Origin of the sequence: Rhodococcus olei (genome assembly GCF_039540555.1) — a bacterium.
GTDB classification, from domain to species: domain Bacteria; phylum Actinomycetota; class Actinomycetes; order Mycobacteriales; family Mycobacteriaceae; genus Rhodococcus_G; species Rhodococcus_G olei.
In genome coordinates this window covers 213,981-239,238 of the sequence record NZ_BAABFB010000066.1, presented here as the reverse complement: position 1 = coordinate 239,238, position 25,258 = coordinate 213,981, and the positions used below count along the sequence as shown (strand labels likewise).

Here is a 25,258-nt window from a genome sequence, read left to right as displayed (position 1 = left end):
GCGGCCCCTGTGTACGGGGTCGCGGTCCGGGGCGGATTAGTTCGGTTGTGTGTCAGCTGGTGAAGGCCAGTTGCCTTCGGTTGTGGGACGGCACGGGTTTTCGGTCGGTGTCGATCCAGTGCGGCGGCAGAAACCATGGGTGCCCGTCGTCTCCGATGTAAACTTCCCAGTCTCCTTTGTGGATCCTACGGTGATGGAATCGACAGAGCAGCACCAGGTTTGACAGTTGCGTTTCGCCGCCGTTTGACCAGTGGTGAATGTGGTGCCCGTCGGTCCAGGCGGCGGGTCGGCCACAGCCGGGGAAGGCGCATCCACAGTCGCGGGCGTCGAGGGCGCGGCGGAGGCGTCGTGGGATGGTGCGGGTGGTGCGGCCGACGTCGAGGGGGTTGCCGTCGTGGTCCATGACGATGGGGGTGATGGTTGCGTCGCAGGAGAGCATCGCGGCGAGGCGGATGCTGATCGGTCCGAGCCATGGCATCCAGGCGGGCCCGCGGCGGATGACCGACCGACCCGAATCGGCACGCCGGTCGTCGCATCCGCACGAATCGTCGTGTGCGTGCGGTCCGGGATGGCCCTCACTGTCATGCGTGTTGGTGTCACCGCTGTTTCGGGTGGCTTTGGTGAGGTCGTCGAGGCCGACGAAGACGGTCAGGTGGGGTGTCTCGCCGCCCTCGGTGGGGGCGGTGCCGGAGTCGAGGTAGTGGCGGATGATGCCGGTGATGGCGTCGGCTCGACGTTGGGCTGCGGTGCGTGGGTCGGGGTCGGGTTCGCCGTGGGTGTTGTCACGTCCGGGTTGTGGTTTCGACAGGGCCGAGAGGGCTGTCAGCAGTTGTTCGCCGGCGACCTTGTCGAAGTGGCCCTTGACGCGGACGCGTCCGCCGGTGGTGGGGGAGGCGAAGAATTCGTTGAGGGCTTCGTTTTCGTCGTCGGGCGGGGGTCCGTCCTGGTTGCCGAGCATGGCCTTCAGGGCTGCGGCACGGTTTGCGGTGTCGACGGCGTGCTCGTGTTCGGCGGCGGAGATCAGGTAGTCGGTGCACTGCTGCGTGCATGTGGTGACGGGGTCGGTGGGGTCGCCGTCGACGGAGGTGGGGTCGAGGTCGGAGAGCAGGTCGGGGATCTGGTCGAGCAGGGTGGTGATGGAGCGCACCTGGTCGATGTCGAGGACGCCGGTGTCGAACGAGGCGGTGACGTCGGGGCGAGCCCGCAGGTTCTGGCCGGCGGTGACGATCCGCTTCGCTGCGGCGGGGGTGAGCTTCGCCGCTTCGGACAGCCATGACTGGGTCGACGATGCGCCGATCTTCTGGCCCAGGCAGCGTTCGTCGATCTCGTGGACAAGGCGCACTCGCAGTGCGTCGAGTTGCCGCATTCGGGTCGACAGTTGGGGCACCAGTGCGAGCAACGACTTGTCGTCGAGGCGCCACGTGGCCACCCGGTGGGGTGTGGTGAGCGTCTCGACGAGGTCCATGATCATACGATACTCGAACATGCATTCGAATACAATGGATTGTATTGGTGCGCAACAGTATGCGAGATGCTCCGTAGGTTCTGTCCGTAGCTTCGCTCTTCACCGGGCCGACCATGAATATCGTCGCTTCCTCTCCGGAAGCAACCGCGCCGACCGGTTGTGCATGCGGGATGGTGATTCCGATGCAGGAGTCCGCGGCAGCTGCGCTCCGGTTGACGCTGTTGACGTAGTCGGTCGGAACCGCCCGCCCTGGCGTCGCTTGCTGTCGCAGGCGGCCAACGAAAGCGACACACGGAGCGGCAAGTCTCAGGCCGTCAACTACTGGTGGGCCGGCGATGTCGGTGACCTCTACCTGATGTCAGGGGCGGGGATGTCCGGGCGCGCACCGGTACCGCACCTGCGGCCGCCCGGCCCGGCCGTACTCGGTCTCCCGGACCAGGACGCCGTCGTCGGCGAGGCGTTCGAGGTACCGCCACGCCGTCACCCGTGACACGCCGACCGCGGCGCCGACCTCGGCCGCGGTGAGCGGGCCGTCGGCGCCGCGGACGGACCGGGCGACGGCGTCGAGGGTGCGGGGGGCGACGCCCTTCGGGCTGGTCGACGCCGGTGACGTCCCGCGCAGCGCGGCCATCGCCCGGTCGATGTCGAGCTGGCCGGCGGCGGTGACCGGTCCCTGGTCGTCCGTGATCGCGGACCGGTACGCGAGGTAGCGGTCGAGCTTGTCGCGCAGCCCGGCGAACGTGAACGGCTTGAGCAGGTACAGCACCACCCCGCGGGCGACGGCCGTCCGCACCACCTCGAGTTCGCGGGCGGAGGTGACGGCGATGATGTCGGGGCTCGGCCGCAGCAGTCCCAGCGCCGCGGCGACGTCGAGCCCGCTGGTGTCGGGGAGCCCGATGTCGAGCAGGACCAGGTCGACCGGCCGGCCGTCCCGCTCCGCCGCCTGCGCCACCCGCAGGGCGGCGCTGCCGGTGTGCACGACGTCGTGGACGGTGAACTCGGGCAGCCGGTCGAGGTATTCGCGGTGCGCCTGCGCGATCAGCGGCTCGTCCTCGACGATCAGCACGCGGATCACTTTGCGCCCACCGGAATCTCGGCGACGATCATCGATCCGAGGGATGGTTCGGTGCGCAGGGCGCCGCCGTACCGGGCGACGACCTGTGCCACCAGTGCCAGACCCAGCCCGTGGTGCTCGGCCTTGGTCGACCAGCCGCGGGTCATCGCCCGGGACAACGTCTCCGGGTCCATGCCCGGCCCGCTGTCCGCCACCTCGATCAGTACCGTCGAATCCTGTTGACGCACGGTCACTTCCACCCAGGGGTCGTCGGTGTCGCGGACCGCGTCGATCGCGTTGTCGACGAGGTTGCCGACCACCGTCACCAGCTCCCGCGACCGCAGCGGTGTCGTGCCGAGCGCGGTGTCGTCGGTGACGGTCAGCTCGACGCCGCGTTCGGCGGCCTCGGCGACCTTCCCGATCAGCAGCGCCGACAGCGCCGGATCGGCCACCGTGACGGTGAGCCGGTCGACGAGCCGCTGCGACAGCCGCAATTCCTCGGTTGCGAACGCGACCGCCTCCTCGGGCCTGCCCAGTTCGACCATCGTCACGATGGTGTGCAGCCGGTTCGCCGACTCGTGCGCCTGCGCCCGCAGCGCGTCCGCGAGGCCGCGCACGGAGTCGAGTTCGCCGAGGACGGCCCGCAGTTCGGTGTGGTCCCGCAGGGTGACGACGGTGCCGATCCGGCGGCCCTCCCACCACACGGCGTGGCGGCCGATCACCAGCACCCGGTCCGCGGTCAGGTGCACCTCGTCGCGGGCGTCACCGTCGTCGGGCAGGTTCCGCAGCGTCGCGGGCAACGACGCGAACGGCACCGGCCCGTGTTCGGGCAGCGCGAGCAGCCGGCGCGCCTCGTCGTTGACGATCTCGACGCCGGGGGCGCCGTCGCCGTCGGCGCTGCGGAGGACGAGCAGCCCGTCACCGATCGCGTGCAGGACCGCGTCGTGCTGCTCGTACAGCCGGCGCAGCTGGTCGGGGGTCAGTCCGAGGGTCTGGCGGCGCAGCCTCCGGCTGATCAGATAGCTGCCCGCCGTCGACACGGCCAGACCGAGGACGACGATGCCGAGCAGCCCCGGCAGGCTGCCTCGGAACTGCTCCCACGTCTTCTGCCGCGTCACCCCGACCGAGACGAACCCGACCAGGGCGCCGTTCGGGTCGTGCACCGGGGCGACCGCCCGGATCGACGGTCCGAGGCTGCCCGTGTACGTCTCGGTGAACGTCTCGCCGGCCCGCGCCGGACCGGTGTGCCCGGTGTACGGCAACCCGATCTGGTCGGGTCGCGGATGCGTGAGCCGGATCTCGTCGAGGCCCATGACGACCACGAAGTCGACCCCGGTCGCCGCCCGGATCGCTTCGGCGCGTGGCTGCAGCGCCGCGGTCGGGTCGGGGCCGACGATGCCCTCCGCGACCTCTGGGAGCGTCGCCGTCGTGGCGGCGACGTCGGTCACCGCGAGCCGGGTGGCGGCGTCCGCGTCGCGGCGCTCGTCGAGTGCGAACAGGCCGCCCGCGACCAGGACGACGACGGCCAACGCCACGGTCTGGACGATCAGCAACTGCCGTGCCACGCTCAGCGGCTCACGTCGACGCCTCACCGCTCGATTGTCGCAGTCCGCGGCGGTGTCGGGGGACCGGTGAGCAGGTTCACCGGTGAACACAATTCACGCAATCTTCAGCGGGTGGCCGCGGGCTGCCACCGTGATTGCTCAGAGGTGACGTGACGCCGGACACAGAGGCCGCCCGTGGCGCGGGATCGACCGGCTGCCACCAGATATCCGCATCACAGTGAGGCAACGACATGAGCACAACCGCGCCGGCGTCGAAGCGCCGGGACCGCACCCACTGGCTGTACCTGGGCGTCGTGATCGCCGTGATCGCCGGCGTCCTCGTCGGCTGGCTGGCGCCCGACGTGGGCAAGTCGCTCGGCGTCCTCGGCACCACGTTCGTCGCCCTGATCAAGATGATGATCGGCCCGGTCATCTTCTGCACGATCGTCCTCGGCATCGGATCGGTGCGGGCCGCGGCGAGCGTCGGGCGGATCGGCGGCCTGGCGCTGGTGTACTTCCTCGGCATGTCGACGGTCGCGCTCGGCATCGGCCTCGTCGTCGGCAATCTCCTCGACCCCGGCTCGGGGCTGAACGTCAGCGCCGACACGGCCGCCACCGGTGCCGCGCTCGCCGACAAGGCGCACGCCGCCGGCGGAACGATGGAGTTCGTCGCCTCGATCATCCCGACGTCGCTGCTCTCGGCGCTCACCGACGGCAGCGTCCTGCAGGCGCTGTTCGTCGCGCTGCTCGTCGGTTTCGGTGTGCAGGGGATGGGCAAGGCCGGCGAGCCGGTCCTGCGCGGCGTCGCCCACGTCCAGAAACTGGTGTTCAAGATCCTGTCGATGATCCTGTGGCTGGCCCCGATCGGCGCGTTCGGCGCGATCGCGAACGTCGTCGGGCAGACCGGTCTCGGGGCGGTGGTGCAGCTCGGCGCGCTGATGCTCGGCTTCTACCTGACCTGCCTGGTGTTCGTGTTCGGCGTGCTCGGCACGGTCCTGCGGGCCGTCGCCGGGGTGTCGATCTTCAAGCTGGTGCGGTACCTGGCCCGGGAGTACCTGCTGATCTTCGCGACGTCCTCCTCGGAGTCCGCGCTGCCGCGGCTGATCGCGAAGATGGAGCACCTCGGGGTGCAGCGCACCACGGTCGGCGTCGTCGTGCCCACCGGGTACTCGTTCAACCTCGACGGCACCGCGATCTACCTGACGATGGCCGCGATCTTCATCGCCGACGCCCTGAACCAGCCGCTCGCACTGACCGAACAGCTGTCGCTGCTGGTGTTCATGATCATCGCGTCGAAGGGCGCGGCCGGCGTCAGCGGCGCCGGACTGGCCACCCTCGCCGGCGGCCTGCAGAGCCACCGCCCCGACCTGGTCGACGGTGTCGGCCTGATCGTCGGCATCGACCGCTTCATGTCCGAGGCGCGCGCGGTGACGAACTTCTCCGGCAACGCCGTCGCGACGCTGCTGATCGGCACCTGGACGAAGACGGTGGACCGCGGCCGGGTGCACGAGGTGCTCGGTGGCCGGGCACCGTTCGACGAGGCCGCGTTCGGCGACGGCGAGGACCCGGCCGGTCCGGTCGCGGTCGATCCCGTTCCGGCCGCCCCGAAGGTGCTCGACCGGGTCTGATCGCCGATGCGCGAATCCGGCGGCGGCCGGGTTCGCGCACAATGGCGCCCATGGCACTTCGCGAAGCAACCGGCATCGACGGCACCTCCCTCGTCTACCGCATCACCGGACCGGAGGGCGCCCGGCCGCTGGTGCTGCTGCACGGCTGGGCGCAGTCGATGAATTGCTGGGGGTCGGCGGTGCTGGACGCGCTCGCCGCGAAGTACCGGGTGATCGCCGTGGACCTGCGCGGGCACGGTTACTCGGGGGCGCCCGACGCCGGTTACGACGATCCGAAGACCTGGGCCGGCGACGTCGCCGAGGTCCTCGCCGCCGAGCACGTCGACAGCGGCGCCGTCCTGCTCGGCTGGTCGTACGGCGGCCTGGTGATCGCCGACTACCTCGCCGAGTGCGGCACCGACGCGGTGGACGCGGTCGTGCTGGTGGGTGCGATCACCAGCCTGGGGCCCGGGCAGCGGGGCGGCCGGGTCGGCTCCGCGATGCGGGCCGCGCTGCCCGCCGCCCTGTCGGAGGACCCGGGTGAGGCGATCCGCGCCCTCGGCAGCTTCGGCACCGCACTGACCGGGCCGGTCGACGTGCGGGACCCGGGCAAGGGCGCGGCCTCCCAGGCGCTGTTCGGCGCCAGCCTCGCCACCCCACCGCGGGTGCGGGCGGCCCTGTTCGGCCGCACCGTCGGCCACGACGACCTGCTCGCCACCCTCCCCGTCCCGGCGCTGATCCTGCACGGCACCGCGGACTCCGTGGTGGACGTCTCCGCGGCCCGGCACGCCGCCGACCTCGTCCCGAACGCCACCGTCTCGTACTGGGAGGGCTGCGATCACGGCCCGTTCGTCGAGGACCCGGCGAGGTTCGTGGCCGAGGTCGGCGCATTCGTCGACGGGCTCTGAGCCGGTGCCGTCAGGCGCCGCGGCTCAGCGGGACAGCTCCCACGACCGCGCGACCGATGCGAGTTTGTCGGGGTTGCGCACCAGGTACACGCCCGACACCAGGCCGTCGGTCACCTCGATCAGTGCGACGAGGTCGAGGACGTCGCCGGAGTAGACCAGCGCCGACGGCAGCCCGTTGAACACCCCCACCTCGAACCGCAGGTCGGGCGGGCCGATCCGGACGAGGCCGGCCATGAACCTGGCGACCTTCTCGCGTCCCACGACGGGCCGCAGCGCGGCGCTGACCTTGCCGCCGCCGTCGGAGATCTCGACGACATCGGGCGCGAGCAGGTCCATCAGCGCCTGGATGTCGCCGGTGACCGCGGCGCTGAGGAAGCTGCCCGCGATCTCCTGTGCGGCAGCCGAACTCGGCTCGAATCGCTTGCGCCGCGCGTGCACGTGCGACCGCGCGCGGTGTGCGGTCTGCCGCACCGCCGCCTCCGATCGGCCCACGGCCTCGGCCACCTCACGGTGGCTGAAGCCGAACACCTCGCGCAGCACGAACACCGCGCGCTCGTCGGGGGCCAGGGTCTCGAGGACCAGCAGCATCGCCATCGACACCGACTCGGCGAGCAGGGCGTCCTCGGACGCGTCGGGCGCGGTGCGGATCGGTTCCGGCAGCCAGCTGCCGGTGTATTCCTCGCGCCTGCGCTGCGCCGTGCGCAGCTGGTTCAGTGCCTGTCGGGTGACGATCTGGGCGAGGTAGGCCCGCGGATTGTCGATGCTGCCCGCTGCCGCCTCGGACCATCGGATGTAGCTGTCCTGCAGCACGTCCTCCGCGTCCGCCGCGCTGCCCAGGATCTCGTAGGCGACGGTGAACAGCAGCGGACGGTACTCGGTGAACACCTCGGCGGCATTCATGCGGACACCCCCTGTTCCTCCCTGGCCGGCGCGGGCCCCGAGAGCCAACGGTACGACCCGGCCCTGGCGCCCCGGCGGCTGACGGTCTGCCGGCAGATCTGTTCCTTGACGAAAGCACCTGTCCGGCCACGGAGCGCGAACTTCCGTGGGCTGTCGTCGGTGCGGACGAACTGGATCACGCCGGCCCGCCGGCCGAGGCTGATGCACTGCAGCAGGAACCCCATCGACAGCGGTTCCGGCCGCCGCCCGGCGAGCTGTGCGAGGACGGTGTCGGCGCCGTGCGCACCGAGCGGGATCGCCGCCTGGCAGCTCATCCGAATGTGCCCGGCGACCCGTTCGGGCGGCGCGACCGCATCGCCGACCCCGACGATCGCCGGGTTCCCGACGCACACCAGGTTCTCGTCGGTGCGCAGCCGACCCCGGTCGTCGACGGGCAGACCGCTGCGCCGGGCCAGGTCCGGCACCTCGAACGCGCCCGCCCACACCACGCAGTCGGCGGCCAGGTCGGTCCCGTCGGCCAGCACCACACGATCGGCCTCGATCCGCCGCGCCCGGGAGCCCGCGCGCACGTCGACGCCGAGGCGGGCGAGGGTCCGGGTCACCGCGCGACGACCCCGCGGTGCGAGGCCCACCCCGACCGCGCCGGCGGACACGAGCAGCACCCGAAGGTCGGCGCGTGCCTCGGCGATCTCCGCGGCCGCCTCGATCCCGGTCAATCCGCCGCCCACCACGACCACCGCAGCCCCGGCGCCCAGGGCCCGCAGCCGGGTCCGCAACCGGTCGGCGTCCTCGAGACCGCCGACCGTGAACGCGTGCCCGGCGCCGACCGCGGCGTCGGCCGTCCTGCTGCCGACCGCGTAGATCAGGTGATCGAAGCCGAGCACCTCCCCGCCGGCGAGGGTCAGCTCGCGCTCGCCGATCAGATCGACCGACGCCACCCGCAGCCGGGCGTCCGGGTGCAGCACGTCGGCGAGGGGGACGGTGGCGGTGCCGCTGTCGGCGGCGTACTGGTGCAGGCGGATGCGCTCGACGAAGTCCGGACGCGGGTTGACCACCGTGACCGCCACATCGGGACGCCCGGCCGCGAGGATCCGGTTGGCGGCCGTCACGCCCGCATACCCGGCGCCCACGACCACGACCTGACTCACCCTGTTCATGTCGATTCCTCTCGTCTCGGGTTGGACTCATCCCTGAGACACCGCCCGGACCGCGGACGTGACAGTGAGGTGCATCACCGGTGCCGGTGGACCTGAACGTGGCCGGTCCGACGGGCAAGGCAAGATGGTGTGGTGACCCCAGCACAGAATCACCGACTGCGGCGGGTCGCCGTCCTGTCGGTGCACACCTCGCCCTTGGCGCAGCCGGGGACCGGTGACGCGGGCGGAATGAACGTCTACGTGCTGCAGAGCGCGGTGCAGTTGGCCCGGCGGGGCATCGAGGTGGAGATCTTCACCCGGGCCACCTCGTCCGCCGACGCACCGGTCGTCGAGGCGGCGCCGGGCGTGCTGGTGCGCAACGTCGTCGCCGGCCCGTTCGAGGGGCTCGACAAGCACGACCTGCCGACGCAGCTGTGCGCGTTCACCGCGGGGGTGCTGCGCGAGGAGGCCCACCACGAACCCGGGTACTACGACCTGATCCACTCGCACTACTGGCTCTCCGGGCAGGTCGGCTGGCTGGCGCGTGACCGGTGGGGGGTCCCGCAGGTGCACACCGCGCACACGCTGGCCGCGGTGAAGAACGCGTCCCTCGCCGAGGGCGACACCCCGGAACCGGCCGCCCGCCAGATCGGGGAGCAGCAGGTGGTGGCCGAGGCGGACCGGCTGATCACCAACACCTCGGACGAGGCCACCCAGCTGGTCGACATCTACGGCGCCGCCCGCGGCCGCATCGACGTCGTGGCGCCGGGCGCGGACCTGTCCCGGTACCGGCCCGGCGACCGCGGCGCCGCCCGCGCCGAACTCGGACTCGACCCCCGAGAGCTGATCGTCACGTTCGTCGGCCGGATCCAGCCGCTCAAGGCGCCCGACGTGCTGCTGCGCGCGGCGGCCGTCCTGCACGAGCGCGAGCCGGATCTGCCGCTGCGGGTGCTGGTCGTCGGCGGACCGTCCGGAACCGGGCTCGACCGCCCGGACTCGCTGATCGAACTGGCCGCGGCACTGGGTATCTCGGCCCGGGTGACGTTCCTGCCGCCGCAGCCGCCGGACCGCCTCGTCCAGGTCTACCGGGCGTCCGACGTCGTCGCCGTCCCCAGCTACTCGGAGTCGTTCGGTCTGGTTGCGATCGAGGCGCAGGCCAGCGGGACGCCCGTCGTCGCCGCCGACGTCGGCGGCCTCGGGGTGGCGGTTCGCGGCGGCGACACCGGACTGCTGGTCGCCGGGCACGACACCGGCGACTGGGCCGACGCGCTGCGCACGCTGCTCGTGGACCCGGACCGGCGCGCGGCGATGGCGCGACGGGCCCCGGTGCACGCGGCGGACTTCTCCTGGGAGCACACCGCCGACGGCCTGCTCGACAGCTATCACCGGGCGGTCGCCGGATACCGGCGCAGCCCGGACCTGGCCGCCCGGCGTGGCCGCGGGATGTGGAAGATGCGGAGACTGGGAGGTGTGCGCGCATGAGCGACGGCCCCGTCGTGACCGAGACGGCGACGCTGATCGACGCGGCGTTGACCGACCGGGAACTCGAGTACACGCGACCGCTGCCGCACCAGTTCGTCGTCGAACTGCCCGGCGAGCACAAGCTCAAGACGACCTGCCTGCTCACCGTCGGCAACCACGGGGTGCGGGTCGAGGCGTTCGTCTGCCGCAAGCCGGACGAGAACTTCGAGGGGGTCTACAAGTACCTGCTGCGCCGGAACCGGCGCCTGTACGGGGTGCACTACACGCTCGACAAGGTCGGGGACATCTACCTCGTCGGCCGGGTCAGCGCGCACGCCGTCACCGGCGACGAGCTGGACCGCGTGCTCGGCCAGGTGCTCGAGGCCGCGGACGGGGACTTCAACGTCCTGCTCGAACTGGGCTTCGCGAGTTCCATTCGCCGGGAATGGGATTGGCGGGTCTCCCGCGGAGAGTCGCTGCGCAACCTCGAACCGTTCCGGCACCTCGTCGAAGGCGACGGCACCGGGCCCGCCTGAGCGCACGCCCGCCGGTCAACGCGCGGGGTCGGCCATGTCGAGGCGGACGCCGAGCAGGCGCACCGCGCGGGCCGGGTCGAGGCGTGCGGTCAGCTGGGCCGCGGCGTCGGCGATCACGCCGGAGTCGAGCGTCGGCTCGGGCAGCGCGCGGGTGGTCGTGTGCGTCTCGAACGGCGCGTACCGCACCTTCAGCGTCACCCGGACCGCCGCCCGGCCCTCGGCCCGCACGTCGGCGGTCACCCGCCCCGCCAACTCCCGCACCGCGGCGGTCACGGCGTCATGGTCCGTGAGGTCCCGCTGGAAGGTCGTCTCGCGGCCGTGCCCGCGTGCCACGTACGGCTCGTCGCCGACCCACTCGGCGCCCAGGCCGCGCCCGAGCCGGCCCAGCCACGGGCCGGTCGTCGGCCCCAGCGCGGCCGCGAGGTCGTCCTCGTCGGCCTCCGCCAGCTCGCGCACCGTGGTGATGTTCAGCGCGGCAAGCTTTCTCGCGGTCTTCGCCCCGACACCCCACAGTTCGGACGGGTCGCGGTCGCCCATCACCGCGAACCAGTTCTCGGCCGTCAGCCGGAACGTCCCGCGCGGCTTGCCGAACCCTGTCGCGATCTTCGCGCGCACGGTGTTGTCGCCGATGCCGACCGAACAGTGCAGTGCGGTCGCCGCGAACACCGCCTCCTGCACGGTCCGCGCCAACGATTCCGGGTCCGGGGTGTGCGCGCCGAGGAACGCCTCGTCCCAGCCGAGCACCGACACGACCACCCCCAGACCCCGCAGCGTGGCCATCACCGTCTCCGACGCCGCCGTGTAGGCGGCCGCGTCCACCGGCAGGAACACCGCGTCGGGGACGTCCGACAGCTTCCGCGCCGCGACCCGCAGCGGCATGCCCGACCCGACCCCGAACGCCCGCGCCTCGTACGAGGCCGTGGAGACGACGCCGCGCTCGGTCGGATCGCCGCGGCCGCCGACGACCACCGGGTGCCCGCGCAGTTCCGGGTGCCGCAGTACCTCCACGGCCGCGACGAACTGGTCGAGGTCGACGTGCAGCACCCACCGGGCCCGCGGGGTCGTGCCCATACGGTCAGTCTGCGCTCACCGGCTCACCTCTCGCGTGCGGACCGCTTCCATTCGCCCGCGAGCCGGCGGTCCGGCGACGTGCGCGGGCTGCCGCCGACGTCGAAGTGTTGGCTTCCCCGCCGCAAGCACGGTCGACCCCGTTCGGTGGGACGCCGAACCGGAAGCGGGTCGCCGAGGAGCAGCCGCCCGGACGCATCACCATCAGGTTCGAGTGACGGCTGTACGGGTTGAGGGACGAGCCGGCGCAGCACCCGACCCGGGGTCCGCACCCCGGACAGCAGACGAAAGGGCGCCCGGGACGCCACCCCGGTCTGCAGCACCCCCTGGCGATCACCAGCATGGCCGCGATCGTGGTCACACCGCCGTCGCTCAACCCGCGCCGCCGTGTGCTGTGCGGCGCGAGGCCCGGCGCCGGCCGGTGGCCGTCCGCGACCCGAGCCGCCGGTGGTCGCGCGACCCGTGACACGATTGACGGCATGAGTACCGGAACCCTTGTGCTGCTCCGTCACGGCGAGAGCGAATGGAACGCGATGAACCTGTTCACCGGTTGGGTGGACGTCCCGCTCACGGACAAGGGCATCGCCGAGGGCAAGCGCGCCGGCCAGCTGCTCGCGGAGCACGACCTGCTGCCCGACGTGCTCTACACCTCGCTGCTGCGCCGCGCGATCAGCACCGCGAACATCGCGCTCGACGCCGCCGACCGGCACTGGATCCCGGTCGTGCGCGACTGGCGGCTCAACGAGCGGCACTACGGCGCACTGCAGGGCAAGAACAAGGCCCAGACCAAGGCCGAGTTCGGTGAAGAGCAGTTCATGCTGTGGCGCCGCAGCTACGACACCCCGCCGCCGCCGATCGAGGTCGGCAGCGAGTACAGCCAGGATGCGGACCCGCGGTACGCGAACCTCGAGCAGATCCCGCTCACCGAGTGCCTCCTCGACGTCGTCAAGCGGCTCGTCCCGTACTGGGAGGACACGATCTCCCGGGACCTGCTCGCCGGGAAGAACGTGCTGGTCGCCGCCCACGGCAACTCGCTGCGCGCGCTGGTCAAGCACCTCGACGGCATCTCCGACGAGGACATCGTCGGGATCAACATCCCGACCGGCATCCCGCTGCGCTACGACCTCGACGAGAACCTGAAGCCGCTGAACCCGGGTGGCACCTACCTCGACCCCGAGGCTGCCGCCGCAGGCGCCGCCGCGGTCGCCAACCAGGGCGCGAAGTAGGAACGCCGTGACGATCGACCCGGGTCCCGAAGCCGCGCTGCGGGCCTGGGTCGAACGTCAGGTGAACACCGGGAGAACAGTGCTCGTCAGGCCCGTGACGTGCATCGAAATGCCCGCACCCGACGCCGTCCGCGGTTTTCGCGGCCGTACGATTCACTCGTGACTGTTGTTCAGGCCGTCGCACTTGCCGCCGTGGCGGCAGTGCTCGGCTACACGCTCGGCGGGGTCGTGATCCCGCGCCTGAGGGCGCGGTACACCCGAATCGAAACCGAGCAGGCCGGCCTCACGATGTCCCAGGTCCTCGACCTGATCGTGCTCGCGAGCCAGAGCGGCATCGCGGTCGTGGACCGGTTCCACGACGTCGTCCTGTTCAACCCGCGCGCCGAGGAACTCGGCCTCGTCCACAACCGGACCATCGAGGAGCGTGCCTGGCGGGCCGCGCTCGAGGTCCTCGACACCGGCCATCCCGTCGAGGTGGACCTCAGCGTCAAGAACCCGGTCCGCGGGCGCGGCAAGATCGCCGTCCGCGGCCTCGCGCAGCTGCTCAGCGAACAGGACCGCCGATTCGTCGTCCTGTTCGCCGACGACGACTCCGAGCAGGCGCGGATGGAGGCAACCCGGCGCGACTTCGTCGCCAACGTCAGCCACGAACTCAAGACCCCGGTCGGTGCGATGAGCCTGCTCGCGGAGGCCCTGCTCGAATCCGCCGACGACGCCGACTCGGTGCGGCACTTCGGCGAGCGGCTGCTGTCGGAGTCGCGGCGACTCGGCAACATGGTCGGCGAGCTGATCGCACTCTCGCGCCTGACGGGGGCGGAGAAGCTGCCCGACCTCGAACCCGTCGCCGTCGACGAGATCATCGACGAGGCACTCCGGCGCAGCACCGTCACCGCCGAGAACGCGGGCATCACCGTCGGCACGGACAAACCCAGCGGCCTCGAGGTCCTCGGCGACCGCACCCTGCTCGTCACCGCGCTGTCGAACCTCGTCGAGAACGCGATCGCCTACTCGCCGACGGGGTCGCCGGTGTCGGTCAGCCGGGTGCGTCGCGGCGACGACGTCGCGATCGCCGTCACCGACCGCGGTATCGGCATCGCCAAGGAAGACCAGGAGCGGGTGTTCGAGCGGTTCTTCCGCGTCGACAAGGCCCGATCCCGCTCGACCGGCGGCACCGGCCTGGGGCTGGCGATCGCCAAACACGTCGCCGCGAACCACAACGGCTCGATCACCCTGTGGAGCAAGCCGGGCACCGGGTCCACGTTCACACTGGTGCTGCCCGCGTACGTCGAGGACGACGTGTCCGACGACCCAGCGGTGCCCGTGACGAACGGGCACCCGAGCGCCGCACCCGACAAGCCCGAACCGATCACTCAACCAGAGCGACCCGCCGCGGTCGCGACGAACATGGAGGCCAACCGGTGACGAACGTGCTGATCGTGGAAGACGAGGAGTCGCTCGCCGACCCGCTCGCGTTCCTGCTCCGCAGGGAGGGATTCGAGACGACGGTCGTCGGCGACGGCCCGTCCGCCCTCGCCGAGTTCGACCGCTCCGGCGCCGACATCGTCCTGCTCGACCTGATGCTGCCCGGCATGAGCGGCACCGACGTGTGCAAGCAGCTGCGGGCCCGTTCCGGGGTCCCGGTGATCATGGTGACCGCCCGCGACAGCGAGATCGACAAGGTCGTCGGGCTCGAGCTCGGCGCCGACGACTACGTCACGAAGCCGTACTCGGCGCGGGAGCTGATCGCCCGGATCCGGGCCGTCCTGCGCCGGGGCTCCGACACCGACGCCGACGCCGGGACCGTCGACGGCGTCCTCGAGGCCGGCCCGGTGCGGATGGACGTCGAGCGGCACGTCGTGCACGTGGGCGGTGAGCCCGTCACCCTCCCGCTCAAGGAGTTCGACCTGCTCGAATACCTGCTGCGCAACTCCGGTCGGGTCCTGACCCGCGGTCAGCTGATCGACCGGGTGTGGGGTGCCGACTACGTCGGCGACACCAAGACCCTCGACGTGCACGTCAAGCGGCTGCGGTCGAAGATCGAGGACGACCCGGCCAAGCCGAAGCACCTGGTGACCGTCCGGGGACTGGGCTACAAGCTCGAGGGCTGACCGGTCTCGGGCGACAGCCGCGCCGACCGCGTCGCGGCCTTGGCCTCGCGCGCGGCGGCGGTCGCCGGGTGCACCGCGATCAGGCCCAGCCCGGCGCGTCGCCGGCAGTGCTTGACCAGCTCCTCGTAGGCCGGCGCCCCGAGCAGTTCGGTCAGCTCCGGTCCGTACGACTGCCAGACCGGCTTGGTGCCGACGTGTGCGTCCGGCGACCCCGAGCAGTACCAGTGCAGGTCCGCGCCGCCCTCGCCCCAGCCACGGCGGTCGTACTCGGTGATCGTGGTCTTGAGGACCTGCTCGCCGTCCGGCCGCTCGACCCACTCCTGGGTGCGGCGGATGGGCAGCTGCCAGCACACGTCCGGTTTGACCTCGAGCGGCTCGATGCCCTGCCGCACCGCCATCAGGTGGAACGCGCACCCGATGCCGCCCTCGAAACCGGGACGATTCAGGAAGATGCATGCGCCCTTGTAACGGCGGGTCCGCAGCGCCGGCTCGTCCTCGAGGTCGTCCTCTTCGACGTACCCCTTCTTGCCCAGCCCCTTGTCCATGAACTGCCAGTCGTCCGGAGTGAGCATGCTCACGCAGCGGTCGAGCTTCTCGCGGTCCTCCTCGTCGGAGAGGAACGCGCCGTGGGAACAGCATCCGTCGTCGGGTCGGCCGGCGACCGTGCCCTGGCACGCGGGAGTGCCGAACACGCAGGTCCAGCGGGAAAGCAGCCAGGTCAGGTCCGCGACGATGACGTGCTCCGGATTCGCAGGGTCGAGGAACTCGATCCACTCGCGCGGGAAATCGAGGTCCACCTCCGGGGTGGGATTCATCTTCGGAAATTGCGGGGCGGCGCCTGCTGTCACAGTGCCCGACGGTAGACCCAGTACCGTGGTCACGTGCGTTTAGGGGTACTCGACGTCGGAAGCAACACCGTCCACCTGCTGGTGGTGGATGCGCACAGGGGTGCGCATCCCACGCCGATGAGTTCGACCAAGGCCACGCTGCGGCTCGCGGAGAACACCGACGACCGCGGTGACATCACCGACGCCGGTGCCGATCGGCTGGTCGCGGCGGTCGGGGATTTCGCGTCGATCGCCGCGACCTCCGGCTGCGGCGAGTTGATGGCGTTCGCGACATCCGCGGTCCGCGACGCCAACAACTCCGAGGGCGTCCTCGCCCGGGTCCGCGCCGAGACCGGGGTGAACCTCGAGGTGCTCTCCGGTGTCGACGAGGCCCGGCTGACGTTCCTCGCCGTGCGGCGCTGGTACGGCTGGAGCGCCGGCCGGATCATGAACTTCGACATCGGCGGCGGCTCCCTCGAACTGACCTCCGGCGGCGACGAGGACCCCGATGTCGCCTTCTCGCTGCAGCTCGGCGCCGGACGGCTGACCCGGGACTGGCTGCAGACCGACCCGCCCGGGAAGCGTCGGGTTGCGGTGCTGCGCGACTGGCTCGACGCCGAACTCGTCGAACCCGCGAAGGCGCTGCGCGCGGCAGGCACCCCCGACCGGGTCGTCGGCACGTCGAAGACGTTCCGCTCGCTGGCGCGACTCACCGGAGCCGCGCCCTCCGCCGCCGGACCCCGCGTGCAGAGGACACTGACGGCGAGCGGTTTGCGTCAGTTGATCGCGTTCATCTCCCGGATGACCGCGTCGGACCGCGCGGAACTCGAAGGCGTGAGCTCGGATCGGTCACAGCAGATCGTGGCCGGTGCACTGATTGCGGAGGCGAGTATGCGGGCACTGTCGGTCGACGAACTCGAAATCTGCCCGTGGGCGCTGCGCGAGGGCCTGATCCTCCGCAAACTGGACACCGACATGGGTGGCGAACTGGTGGTGGCGCGATGACTGAGAAGCCGGACAACACGGGTCAGATTTCGGTGGCCGAGCTGCTGGCCCGCAACGGACAGCAGGTCGAGTCGCGGGGCGGGCGGCGCCGACGCGGCGCGCCCGGAGGAATCAGCGTCGCGGAACTGACCGGGGAACTGCCGGTCGTGTCCGACATCGAGGCGCCGACCCGGAACCGCCGCGCCGCACCCGAGACCGACGACGGCACCCCGGCGCCGGACATCGGCACCACGCCCGCCGCGGCCCCGTCGGTGACGCCGCCGGTCACGGCCGCCCCGTCGGTGACGCCGTCGATCCCTTCGGTGACCTCGTCGACTCCGTCGGTGACGCCGTCGATCCCGTCGGTGACGCCGTCGATCCCGTCGGTGACCTCGACTCCGTCGGTGACGCCGTCGATCCCGTCGGTGACCTCGTCGACTCCGTCGGTGACGCCGTCGATCCCGACGGTGACCCCGACGCCCACCCCGCCCGAGAAGCCCGTGGTCCTCGCGCCGGACGCACCTGCCGCGCCCGAGCACACCCAGGCCATCCCGGCGCTGCGCCGCGCGGTGCTCGCGAAGGCCGACGCGGACCGCAAGGCCGCCGCCGAGAAGGCCGCCGCCGAGAAGGCCGCCGCCGAGAAGGCCGCCGCGGGGAAGGGCGTAGCCGAGAAGACACCCGCGGTGACGAAGGCGGCCCCGGTGATCCGGGCGACTCCGGTGGCCAAGGTTGCGCCGGTCGCCACGGCGACGCCGCCGGCCGAGGCGCCCGCGGAGAAGACGCAGGTCGTCGGGAAGGTCGCCGCCGCGGCCGCCGAACCGCCCGCGACGCAGCCCGCAGCCGCGGTGACGCCGCCCCCGCCGCCGGTGGCCAAGACCGGATTCCCGCGCCCCCCACAGGTCCGGGAGCCGGCGTTGCTGTCCGGGCAGAGTCTCGAGGCCGACCTGCTGCGGCAGGCGCGCACCTCACGGGACGAGTCCCTCGACGAGGCGCGCGCGCTGGTGCACACGACCGGCGAGTTCCCGCGCATCACCGACGCCCCGGCCGGGGAGAAGGCCGGCGCCGACGCGTCGACCGCCACCGGGTCGAGCGAGGCCGTCGCCCCGGCCGACGAGGGCGAGGCGGCCCCGGCGACCGGCGCGGTCCGTCAGTGGCTCGTCCTCGCGGGGCAGGCCGTCGTCGCGATCGTCGCCGGCGCGTTGCTGTTCAAGGGCTTCGAGAAGCTGTGGGAGTCGCTGCCGTGGGTGGCGCTCGTCCTCGCGGTGCTCGTGATCGCGGGCCTGGTCGCGGTGGTCCGGATCCTGCGTCAGACCGAGGACCTGCTGAGCCTGCTCATCGCCGTGATCGTCGGGGTGTTCGTGACGATCGGCCCGCTCGTGTTCGTGCTCAGCTCGAGCTGACGCGATGGGCGGTGACAACGGACCGGGTGGCCACGCGGCAGCCGGCGGTCGACCCGGTCGGATACTCGTCGGGCTGTCGACCGCCTCGGTGTATCCGCAGAACACGGAGGCGGCGTTCGAGTTCGCGGCCGAACTCGGCTACGACGGCGTCGAGCTGATGGTGTGGGCCGAGTCGGTCAGCCAGAACATGGCCGCGGTCACCCGGCTGGTCCGCAAGTACGCGGTCCCGGTGCTCGCCGTGCACGCGCCGTGCCTGCTGATCTCGCAGCGCGTCTGGGGTGCCGACCCCGTCGTCAAGCTGGAGCGGTCCGTGCGGTCCGCGGAGGCCCTCGGCGCCCGCACCGTGGTGGTCCATCCTCCGTTCCGCTGGCAGCGCCGCTACGCCGACGGGTTCGCCGACCAGGTGCACGAGCTGGAACAGCGCAGCGACGTGGCGGTCGCGGTGGAGAACATGTTCCCGATGCGGGCCGACCGGTTCTGGGGCGCGAAGTCGCGATCGGCCGAGCGGCTCGAGAAGCGCGGTGGTCCCGGGCCCGGGGTGTCGGCGTTCGCGCCGTCCTACGATCCGACCGACGTCGGGCACGAGCACTACACGCTCGACCTGTCACACACCGCGACCGCCGGGATGGACGCGTTCGCGCTGGCCGACCGGATGGCCGGTGGGCTCACGCACCTGCATCTGGCCGACGGCCGCGGGGCCTCGTCCGACGAGCACCTGATTCCCGGCCACGGCACCCAGCCCTGCGCGCAGATGTGCCGTGCGTTGGCAGCGTCGGACTTCGGGGGCCAGGTGGTGCTCGAGGTCAACACCCAGAACGCCCGGACCCGGGCCGAGCGCCGGTCGATGCTGGCGCAGTCGCTGGCGTTCGCCCGCGAACACCTGGCGCGGTAGGCGCACGTTCAGAGGGCGGCGGCCGCAGCGGCGATCGTCGCGACGCCCGACACGACCAGGCCGAGCACGAGCACGGCGAATCCGGCCCACACCGAGCGGATCCACCCGTTCGGGCGCTGGGGGTCGGTGCCGAGCGCGGACAGGAAGAACCCGGCCGGGACGAGGATCGCGGAACCGAGCACCAGGACCGCCCCGGTCGTGGACCAGGCGTCGCCGACCCCGGCGGCCTGGGTGAGCAGCGCGATCACCAGGCCGAGGGTGACGAGCACCCCGGCGTGCGCGTGCCCGGCGCGGAAGAGGGTCTTCTGGAGGTCGTTGGCGCCCACGGCGCCGGTGACGACGCGGAGCATGAACGTGCCGCCGAACGCGATGCCGACGACGGTGAGCAGGGTGATGCCGGTGACGAGGGCGAGTACGGGGTCCATGACGGGCTCCTCGGGTGGGAGACGTGACTCTCGGACTTGGATTGGATAGTCTCGATATCCAATATTGGATAGTATTGGTATCCAGTGGTCGGGTCAACGAGGAATCCGGTCGAGCCTCGGGAGGTGTGTCGTGCGGGTGTCGGAGCTCGTCGAGCGATCGGGTGTGCCGCTCGCGACGATCAAGTACTACCTGCGCGAGGGCGTGCTGATGCCTGGGGAGGCGACCGGCGCCACCAAGGCCGACTACGGCGACGAACACCTGCGGCGCCTCGCACTGATCAAGGCGCTCGCCGGGGCGGGTCTGCCGATCCACAAGATCCGTGTCATCGTCCGGCTCATCGACGACCCGGGCGACGACCTCCACGAGACCATCGGCCGTGCGATCGCGACCCTGCCGCCCTACCCGGACGGCCCCCGGTCCCGCGAACATCCGCGGGCGCGCCGCGTGCTCGCCCGCCTCGGGCAGGTGTACGACCCGGCGTATCCGGCCGTCGACCAGCTCGAACGGGCCCTCGAGGCGGTCGAGGCCGTCGGCATTCCGATGACCGACGAGCGTCTCGAGGCCTACGGGCGGCACATCCGCGGCATCGCCGAACTCGACCTGGCGCTGATGCCCGCAGACTCCGCCCGATCCGCGGTCGAGTACGCGGTCCTCGGCACCGCCGTGTACGAGCCCGTCATCGCCGCGATGCGCCGCCTCGCGCACCAGGACGTCGCGGAGCGCATCCTGCGGCGCCGGCCGACCACGCCACCGAGCACCCCACCAGGAGAACCCGAGAGGACCGCCCGATGACCGAGACCAAGACCCTCACCTCCACCCGGCCGTTCACCGACCTGACGACCCTCGCCGACCTCGGTGGCGGTGCGTTCGGCGCGTACATCGATCCGATCTGGACCATCGGGCCCAAGGTGCACGGCGGCTGCATGATGGCGGTCTGCGCGGCCGCGGCCCGCGACGCGATCCGCGCCGACGGTGACGAGGCCCGGGCGCTGCAGCCGGTCGCGATCAGTGCGAACTACCTCGCCGCCCCGGATCCCGGCGACGTCCGGCTCGTCACCACCGTGCGCAAGCGGGGCCGGCAGGTCTGCCTGGTCGACGTCGGCCTGCTGCAGGGCGACCGGCTGGCGGTGTCGGCGTCGGTGACCCTCGGCGCACTGGACGCAGGCGAACCCCGGCACCGGCAGCCGCTCGCGCTCGACGAGATGCCTGCCGAACCGTCGCCCGACGCGGTGCCGATCGTCGAGGGCCATCCGATGCGCGAGATCGTGCACGTGGCCAAGGGCTGCGACCTCCGCGTCGACCCGGCGGCCGCGCGGTTCCTCGCCGGCGAACTGGGGGAACCGGTGAATCGGATGTGGGTGCGCCCGCTCGCCGAGGACGAGGCGACCGCGGACACCGCGGTGATGTTCGCGATCATGCTCGGCGACATCAGCGCGCCGGTGACGATGAACCGTGGCATGTTCGGCTGGGCGCCGACGGTGCAGCTGACCGCCTACCTGCGTCGCCGGCCGGAACCGGGCTGGCTGCGGGTGATGGCCAGCGCCGACGTGATCGGCCGGTCGTGGTTCGAGGAGGACCACGTCGTGGTCGACGCCACCGGCCAGGTCGTCGTGCAGACCCGGCAGCTGGCGATGATCCCGAAGGCCTGACCGGTCTCGGAGCCCCGGTCGGGCCGTGGCAGGCTTGCCGTCATGACGAGAATCGCAGTGATCGGTGGCGGCAGGATCGGTGAGGCGCTGATCGCCGGACTGGTGAAGGCGGGCCACGCGCCCAAGGACCTCGTGGTCGCCGAGCAGTACCCGCCGCGCGCGCAGGAGCTGGCCGGCCAGTACGGCATCCTGGCCACCACGGTGGCCGACGCCGTCGAGGGCGCCCACGTCGTCGTGATCGCGGTCAAGCCCGCCGACGTCGACGCCGTGATGGTCGAGCTGGGTGGCAGCGACCTCGACGGCGACGTCGAGCAGCTGGTCGTCAGCCTCGCCGCCGGACTGCCGACCGCGCGGTTCGAGAGCAAGCTGCCCGCGGGGTTCCCGGTCGTCCGGGTCATGCCGAACACGCCGATGCTGGTCGGTGAGGGTGTCAGCGCGATCGCGCCCGGCCGGTACGCCACCGCGGAGCACCTCGCGACGGTCCGGGAGATCCTCGGCGCGGTCGGCAAGGTCGTCACGGTCGCCGAGTCCCAGCTCGACGCCGTCACCGCGGTGTCCGGTTCCGGCCCGGCGTATGTCTTCCTGGTTGCCGAGGCCATGATCGAGTCCGGTGTCGCGCTCGGCCTGACCCGCGCCACCGCGACCGAACTCGTCGTGCAGACGATGGTCGGATCCGCCGCGATGCTCGACGGGTCCGGCAGCACCCCGAACGAGTTGCGGGCGGACGTGACCTCGCCCGGCGGCACGACCGCGGCCGCGCTCCGTGAGCTGGAACGGGGTGGGGTCCGGACCGCGTTCCACGACGCGCTGGCGGCCGCGAAGGCGCGCTCGGCGGAGCTCGGCGCCACACCGGAATGAAATTGGATCGCCCACACCCGTCGCAGTAATCCCATCCGTCCCGCTAAGCTCGATACAGCACGTGCGTGTCTGTTCCGCCGGAGGGGAAGCCGGCGGCGCGACACGTGCCGGAGGTATGCGGATTAATGGTGTCTACAAGCAAGCCGAAGGGACCAGGTTCGGACAACCAACCGGTCCTCGGCGGCACACAGTTTCTCACCGTCGCCGAGGTGGCGGCGCTGATGCGTGTGTCCAAGATGACGGTGTACCGGCTCGTGCACAGCGGGGAACTGCCCGCGGTGCGAGTCGGGCGGTCGTTCCGGGTACACGCGAAGGCCGTCCACGACTACTTGGAAACGTCGTACTTCGACGCAGGCTGAGAGTCCGGTTTCGGTCCGCCGGTGCGGCCCCGGTACGATGATGACTCGTCGTGCCAGCTGATCTGGTGCCGCCAGGCGCCGGCGAAGCGGATACGAGGCTGCAGCACCAGGCCGGTCGCGTCAGACGGTGTCGCCACGGCGGCGTGGACCGGGTGGGGTGATCAGCCAGAATGCACGCGCGTACGTCACCGGCGTGCGCAGGACCGCTAGAGAAGAACGTGAGGAACTCCCGCCATGGGTTCAGTGATCAAGAAGCGCCGCAAGCGCATGTCGAAGAAGAAGCACCGCAAGCTGCTTCGTAGGACTCGCGTGCAGCGTCGGAAACTCGGCAAGTAGGTCCGCCGAGCTGCAAGGCACGGGGTTCGTACCCCCGCGATGCCCGTCACCGTTCCGGTGGCGGGCATCGCGCATTTCGGGGTGAATTCGTGTCATGCAATTACGGAAACAAAATCCGGGCATTTCGCAAGTTGGTCGTCCGACCATTTCGTGGGGAGAAGTAACGGGCTTCGGCTGAACCGTAAAACACCTGGTGGATGGGTGGTTTCGACCTCGTTAAGTTTTTGAACGTCGGCGCCGAATGCGGTTACGCTCGTCAGTGACCGATCGGCGACCATTCAGTGATCAAATCGAATGCAGGTCGTGCGATCCGGTCGACAACCGACAGGGCGAACACGGACAGGGGTGGACGTGGCGGGTGATCGCGGGGTACAGCGTCCCGGTGTTGTGCTGGTGACCGGGGCCAGCCGGTTCCTCGGTGGGTACCTGGTGGCGAGGCTCGCGCAGGATCCCGGGATCGACAGGGTCATCGCCGTCGACGCGCAGTCGCCCAGCAAGGACATGCTTCGGCGGATGGGTCGGGCCGAGTTCGTCCGCGCCGACATCCGGAACCCGCTCATCGGCAAGGTGTTGCGCGGCGCGAAGGTCGACACGGTCGTGCACGCCGCCACGATGGTCAAGCCGCCGAAGTCGGGCGCCCGCACCGCGATGAAGGACATGAACGTCCTCGGCGCCATGCAGCTGTTCGCCGTCTGCCAGAAGTCCCCGGACGTCCGCAAGGTCGTCGTCCGCTCGACCGCCGCCGTCTACGGCTGCAGCGCGAAGGACCCGGCCAAGTTCAGCGAGGAGATGAGCGCCCGGCGGCCGCCGCAGGGCGGCTACGCCCGCGACAGCATCGAGATCGAGGGGTACGCCCGCGGGCTGGGCCGGCGGCGCCCGGAGATCGCGGTCTCGCTGCTGCGGATGGCCCCGCTGATCGGCCCCAACCTGCACGGATCGGTGTCCCGGTACCTGCACTCGCCGGTCGTGCCGATGATCCTCGGCCGGGACGCCCGAATGCAGCTGCTGCACGAGGAGGACGCGCTGGCGGCCCTGGAGCGGGCCACGGTCGCCGGGCCGGCCGGCACCTTCAACGTCGCGGGCGACGGCGTCGTGATGCTGTCCCAGGCGATCCGCCGGGCCGGGGGCGTCGCGGTCCCGGTGCCGTTCCAGCTGCTCGGCGCGCTGGGGCGACTCGTGCCGGCCTCGAGGATGCGCGAGTTCACGCAGGAGCAGCTCGAGTACTTCCAGTTCGGGTGCGGGCTCGACACCACCCGGATGCGTGCCGAGCTCGGGTTCGAACCGCGGTGGACGACGATGCAGGCGCTCGACGACATGATCAGCGGTGCGGCGATCCGCCCGCTGGTGAGCAAGGACTGGTTGAGATCGGCCGAGTTCCGGATCCAGGAACTGGTCGGCGTGAGCGGGGGAGCGCGATGAACGAGGCCGCGAAGAGCACCGAGGGAGCAAAAGTCATTCCGCTGCACGGCGACGCCGCGCATCGAGGACCGCGGATCAACCCGCGCCATGCCCGGCTGGGGCCGTCGGAGCCGACGCGGTTGTTTCCCGCACCGGTCGCGGCGCCGGAGCCGGCACCGGCCGGATCGCTCGCCGACACGCTCCGGGACGCCGCCCGCGACCTGGTCGCCGACCAGGTGGTCGCGACCGCCGAGTTCGTGCGACGCAGATTGACCGGTGACTATCACGTCGACGACTTCGGGTACGACCCGCACTTCGCGGAGAACGTCTGGCTGCCGCTGCTGCGTCCGCTGTTCGACCGCTGGTTCCGGGTCGAGGTGCGGGGCATCGAGAACGTGCCCGACGACGGCGGTGTCCTGGTGGTCGCGAACCACGCCGGAGTGATCCCGATCGACGGGCTGATGACGTCGGTCGCGATGTTCGACCACCATCCCGCGCACCGGCCGCTGCGCATGCTCGCGGCCGATTTCGCGTTCGAGATGCCGGTCGTCGGCAACATCGCCCGCAAGGCCGGGCACACGCTCGCGTGCAACCCCGACGCCGAACGACTGCTCCGCAGCGGCGAGGTCGCGGCGGTGTTCCCGGAGGGCTTCAAGGGCATCGGCAAGCCGTTCAGCGAGCGCTACAAGCTGCAGCGGTTCGGTCGCGGTGGCTTCGTGTCCGCCGCCCTGCGCACCGGCGTGCCGATCGTGCCGTGCTCGATCGTCGGTTCGGAGGAGATCTATCCGAAGATCGGCGAGCTCAAGTCGCTCGCCCGGCTGCTCGGCATGCCGTACTTCCCGGTCACGCCGTTCTTCCCGCACCTGGGCCCGCTCGGCATGATCCCGCTGCCGTCGAAGTGGTACATCGAGTTCGGGGAACCGATCCGTACCGACACCTACGACTGCGCGACCGCCGACGACCCGATGGTGACGTTCGAGCTGACCGACCACGTCCGCGAGACGATCCAGCAGACCCTCTACCGGCTGCTCGCCCAGCGTCGCAACGTGTTCCTGGGTTAGGGCCCGCGTCCCGGACGGCGGTGGCGCCGCCCGGGTGCACGCCCGGCGTGCGGTG

General features: G+C 71.3%; 25 protein-coding genes. 17 read left to right on the top strand and 8 right to left on the bottom strand.

Translation table 11 applies throughout. From position 1 onward, the window contains the following. Positions 1-52: 52 nt before the first annotated feature. The 3 genes from ABD951_RS22140 to ABD951_RS22130 form a co-directional block, all read right to left on the bottom strand. On the bottom strand, positions 53-1,486 hold the full coding sequence (locus tag ABD951_RS22140; protein WP_345350273.1) for an HNH endonuclease signature motif containing protein: 1,434 nt from the start codon (positions 1,484-1,486) through the stop codon (positions 53-55). Between the two features lie 337 nt (positions 1,487-1,823). Further along, positions 1,824-2,540: a response regulator gene (locus ABD951_RS22135; RefSeq protein WP_345350270.1), complete on the bottom strand. Its 717-nt coding sequence runs from the start codon at positions 2,538-2,540 to the stop codon at positions 1,824-1,826. Beyond that, entirely contained in the window at positions 2,537-4,090 is a 1,554-nt protein-coding gene (locus ABD951_RS22130; RefSeq protein ID WP_345350710.1) for a sensor histidine kinase, read from the bottom strand. Before ABD951_RS22130 ends, ABD951_RS22135 begins: the two co-directional genes overlap by 4 nt. 224 nt (positions 4,091-4,314) lie before the next feature. Here ABD951_RS22130 and ABD951_RS22125 point away from each other — a divergent pair, with 224 nt between their 5' ends. Together ABD951_RS22125 and ABD951_RS22120 are read left to right on the top strand one after the other, a co-directional pair. After that, positions 4,315-5,691 carry a cation:dicarboxylate symporter family transporter gene (locus tag ABD951_RS22125; protein WP_345350267.1) on the top strand — a complete coding sequence of 459 codons (1,377 nt, stop codon included), beginning with the start codon at positions 4,315-4,317 and terminating at the stop codon, positions 5,689-5,691. Positions 5,692-5,741: 50 nt separating this feature from the next. Continuing rightward, positions 5,742-6,578: an alpha/beta fold hydrolase gene (locus ABD951_RS22120; RefSeq protein WP_345350264.1), complete on the top strand. Its 837-nt coding sequence runs from the start codon at positions 5,742-5,744 to the stop codon at positions 6,576-6,578. 24 nt (positions 6,579-6,602) lie between these two features. On the opposite strand, the gene ABD951_RS22115 is transcribed toward ABD951_RS22120, so the two are convergent. Together ABD951_RS22115 and ABD951_RS22110 are read right to left on the bottom strand one after the other, a co-directional pair. After that, positions 6,603-7,478, bottom strand: a complete 876-nt coding sequence (locus ABD951_RS22115) for an RNA polymerase sigma-70 factor (protein WP_345350261.1) — start codon at positions 7,476-7,478, stop codon at positions 6,603-6,605. Then, positions 7,475-8,635, bottom strand: coding sequence for an NAD(P)/FAD-dependent oxidoreductase (locus tag ABD951_RS22110; protein WP_345350258.1), 1,161 nt, complete (start codon positions 8,633-8,635; stop codon positions 7,475-7,477). The genes ABD951_RS22115 and ABD951_RS22110 overlap by 4 nt, the downstream gene beginning before the upstream one ends. 129 nt (positions 8,636-8,764) lie before the next feature. Here ABD951_RS22110 and mshA point away from each other — a divergent pair, with 129 nt between their 5' ends. Continuing rightward, positions 8,765-10,096, top strand: coding sequence for a D-inositol-3-phosphate glycosyltransferase (mshA, locus tag ABD951_RS22105; RefSeq protein ID WP_345350255.1), 1,332 nt, complete (start codon positions 8,765-8,767; stop codon positions 10,094-10,096). After that, on the top strand, positions 10,093-10,611 hold the full coding sequence (locus ABD951_RS22100; protein ID WP_345350252.1) for a type III secretion system chaperone family protein: 519 nt from the start codon (positions 10,093-10,095) through the stop codon (positions 10,609-10,611). Before mshA ends, ABD951_RS22100 begins: the two co-directional genes overlap by 4 nt. A 15-nt stretch (positions 10,612-10,626) precedes the next feature. Here the strand turns inward: ABD951_RS22100 and ABD951_RS22095 are convergent, their stop codons facing one another. Next, positions 10,627-11,682: a DNA polymerase IV gene (locus ABD951_RS22095; protein ID WP_345350249.1), complete on the bottom strand. Its 1,056-nt coding sequence runs from the start codon at positions 11,680-11,682 to the stop codon at positions 10,627-10,629. Between the two features lie 467 nt (positions 11,683-12,149). On the opposite strand from ABD951_RS22095, the gene ABD951_RS22090 reads away from it, so the two are divergent. The 3 genes from ABD951_RS22090 to ABD951_RS22080 all read left to right on the top strand — a co-directional run bounded on the left by ABD951_RS22090 (position 12,150) and on the right by ABD951_RS22080 (position 15,013). Further along, the gene (locus ABD951_RS22090) at positions 12,150-12,905 is read left to right on the top strand and encodes a phosphoglyceromutase (protein ID WP_345350707.1); all 756 of its coding nucleotides are present in this window, start codon (positions 12,150-12,152) and stop codon (positions 12,903-12,905) included. Between the two features lie 159 nt (positions 12,906-13,064). After that, positions 13,065-14,327, top strand: coding sequence for a sensor histidine kinase (locus ABD951_RS22085; RefSeq protein ID WP_345350246.1), 1,263 nt, complete (start codon positions 13,065-13,067; stop codon positions 14,325-14,327). Then, a complete protein-coding gene (locus ABD951_RS22080) occupies positions 14,324-15,013 on the top strand; it encodes a winged helix-turn-helix domain-containing protein (protein ID WP_345350243.1) in 690 nt (229 codons plus the stop codon). Before ABD951_RS22085 ends, ABD951_RS22080 begins: the two co-directional genes overlap by 4 nt. Here the strand turns inward: ABD951_RS22080 and ABD951_RS22075 are convergent. Then, complete coding sequence (locus ABD951_RS22075; protein ID WP_345350240.1) at positions 14,995-15,828, bottom strand: DUF3109 family protein; 834 nt, start codon at positions 15,826-15,828, stop codon at positions 14,995-14,997. The two genes, ABD951_RS22080 and ABD951_RS22075, sit on opposite strands and share 19 nt — an antisense overlap. Before the next feature lie 66 nt (positions 15,829-15,894). Here ABD951_RS22075 and ABD951_RS22070 point away from each other — a divergent pair, with 66 nt between their 5' ends. From ABD951_RS22070 to ABD951_RS22060, 3 genes are read left to right on the top strand one after another with little or no spacing between them, the layout of a single operon-like run. Beyond that, positions 15,895-16,845: a Ppx/GppA family phosphatase gene (locus tag ABD951_RS22070; protein WP_345350237.1), complete on the top strand. Its 951-nt coding sequence runs from the start codon at positions 15,895-15,897 to the stop codon at positions 16,843-16,845. Continuing rightward, positions 16,842-18,224, top strand: coding sequence for a hypothetical protein (locus ABD951_RS22065; protein ID WP_345350234.1), 1,383 nt, complete (start codon positions 16,842-16,844; stop codon positions 18,222-18,224). Before ABD951_RS22070 ends, ABD951_RS22065 begins: the two co-directional genes overlap by 4 nt. A 4-nt stretch (positions 18,225-18,228) precedes the next feature. After that, positions 18,229-19,116 carry a sugar phosphate isomerase/epimerase family protein gene (locus ABD951_RS22060; protein ID WP_345350231.1) on the top strand — a complete coding sequence of 296 codons (888 nt, stop codon included), beginning with the start codon at positions 18,229-18,231 and terminating at the stop codon, positions 19,114-19,116. Positions 19,117-19,124: 8 nt separating this feature from the next. Here ABD951_RS22060 and ABD951_RS22055 read toward each other — a convergent pair whose 3' ends face one another. Further along, positions 19,125-19,541 carry a hypothetical protein gene (locus ABD951_RS22055; RefSeq protein WP_345350229.1) on the bottom strand — a complete coding sequence of 139 codons (417 nt, stop codon included), beginning with the start codon at positions 19,539-19,541 and terminating at the stop codon, positions 19,125-19,127. A 130-nt stretch (positions 19,542-19,671) separates the two neighbouring features. Here ABD951_RS22055 and ABD951_RS22050 point away from each other — a divergent pair, with 130 nt between their 5' ends. The 7 genes from ABD951_RS22050 (at position 19,672) to ABD951_RS22020 (ending at position 25,203) form a co-directional block, all read left to right on the top strand. Next, positions 19,672-20,334 carry a MerR family transcriptional regulator gene (locus ABD951_RS22050; protein ID WP_345350226.1) on the top strand — a complete coding sequence of 221 codons (663 nt, stop codon included), beginning with the start codon at positions 19,672-19,674 and terminating at the stop codon, positions 20,332-20,334. After that, positions 20,331-21,191 carry a thioesterase family protein gene (locus ABD951_RS22045; protein WP_345350223.1) on the top strand — a complete coding sequence of 287 codons (861 nt, stop codon included), beginning with the start codon at positions 20,331-20,333 and terminating at the stop codon, positions 21,189-21,191. Before ABD951_RS22050 ends, ABD951_RS22045 begins: the two co-directional genes overlap by 4 nt. 42 nt (positions 21,192-21,233) lie before the next feature. Continuing rightward, entirely contained in the window at positions 21,234-22,049 is an 816-nt protein-coding gene (gene proC / locus ABD951_RS22040; protein WP_345350220.1) for a pyrroline-5-carboxylate reductase, read from the top strand. A gap of 125 nt (positions 22,050-22,174) precedes the next feature. Further along, complete coding sequence (locus ABD951_RS22035; protein WP_345350217.1) at positions 22,175-22,408, top strand: helix-turn-helix domain-containing protein; 234 nt, start codon at positions 22,175-22,177, stop codon at positions 22,406-22,408. A 234-nt stretch (positions 22,409-22,642) separates the two neighbouring features. After that, positions 22,643-22,744: a 30S ribosomal protein bS22 gene (locus tag ABD951_RS22030; RefSeq protein ID WP_003402602.1), complete on the top strand. Its 102-nt coding sequence runs from the start codon at positions 22,643-22,645 to the stop codon at positions 22,742-22,744. A gap of 294 nt (positions 22,745-23,038) precedes the next feature. Continuing rightward, positions 23,039-24,163, top strand: coding sequence for an NAD-dependent epimerase/dehydratase family protein (locus tag ABD951_RS22025; RefSeq protein WP_425569912.1), 1,125 nt, complete (start codon positions 23,039-23,041; stop codon positions 24,161-24,163). Beyond that, positions 24,160-25,203 (top strand): lysophospholipid acyltransferase family protein, encoded by a 1,044-nt coding sequence (locus tag ABD951_RS22020; RefSeq protein ID WP_345350211.1) that lies wholly within the window; start codon positions 24,160-24,162, stop codon positions 25,201-25,203. The genes ABD951_RS22025 and ABD951_RS22020 overlap by 4 nt, the downstream gene beginning before the upstream one ends. Positions 25,204-25,258 lie beyond the last annotated feature (55 nt).